This is a genomic window from Pseudobacillus sp. 179-B 2D1 NHS (assembly GCF_045370945.1).
Lineage (GTDB): Bacteria > Bacillota > Bacilli > Bacillales > Domibacillaceae > Pseudobacillus.
Map to the genome: position 1 here is coordinate 1 of NZ_JBIQDP010000070.1, position 951 is coordinate 951.

General features: G+C 37.6%; 1 protein-coding gene. It reads right to left on the reverse strand.

Features of this window, described 5'->3' with window-relative positions; translation table 11 throughout:
- Positions 1 to 108: 108 nt before the first annotated feature.
- On the reverse strand, positions 109 to 261 hold the full coding sequence (locus tag ACH0BF_RS25065) for a hypothetical protein (RefSeq protein WP_340856893.1): 153 nt from the start codon (positions 259 to 261) through the stop codon (positions 109 to 111).
- Positions 262 to 951: the final 690 nt, after the last annotated feature.

Below are 951 nucleotides of genomic sequence, written 5' to 3' on the forward strand. Positions count from 1 at the left end.
TTGGAGCTCCTCATCTGTTTTAGGTCAAGTGTACGTGACCTTAATTTTTCTGTCCAGATAAGTGTAGACGCTCCAAAAGCTATATAAGCGTAGAATCGGTTGCTGGTCTTACTTCCTTCTCATGCTCCCTCTCACTCTCTTATATGTATCCCGTTTGGTGCCCATAAGCTCTAAAATATCTCTTCTGGATAACTTCTCTTCAGCAGAAACAGCAGCTAATTTCTCTTTATCAGCTGCAGATAAGTGCTCTTTCATCTTCATTTTTATCTCCCTTTCAATAAGCACCGCCTTGCGCTATTTGCTTTTATATTTTTTTAGGTTCTCCGTATCCATTCAATCTCCCAGGAGGATAGCTAGGATTGTGGAAACGGCAGGCCCTTATTGCACCACGCCTTGCATTGGACTTTCACCAACTGCATCCCCATGACGATCGTGCGCAATCCTGCTAGGCTCCGGTTACTCCCCCTGTACAGCTGGTAACCTTCATCGCCATTCGATCCATCCGAGTGCACCATTGATAAAGGAGTTAAAGAAAAGATGCGTCTCCTACCAGCCAGGTAACTAGCTGATAAGAAAATATTACCGCCAATATAAAAATAAAAAGGTGCCCAAAATGGTACCCATTTTGTCCGGAATTTGTCCGATTTTTGTTCGTTTTTTGTCCGTATAGATGTAGCTTTGAAATAATGTTTAATTGAAACAATATTATTAATCTTTATAAACGAACAAAAGAAAAGAACATGTTTTGAAAAAAAGATTGATCAAAATATACTACTAATATTTTCAATTGACTCATTCTTTTATAAAAAATTTGATCACTTCTATCTATATTTCTCAACAATCGTGCCATTTTTACTTGAATGAGTACTAAAAGCTATCTGTTAATCTTTTGGACAAACCTCATATTAATCACAAGGGTAAAAAAGATGATTGGGTATAACAATGCAGAAT

Coding starts and splice junctions, on each gene's coding strand:
- ACH0BF_RS25065 (WP_340856893.1), bottom strand. CDS start 261: ATGAAGATGAAAGAGCACTTATCTGCAGCTGATAAAGAGAAATTAGCT.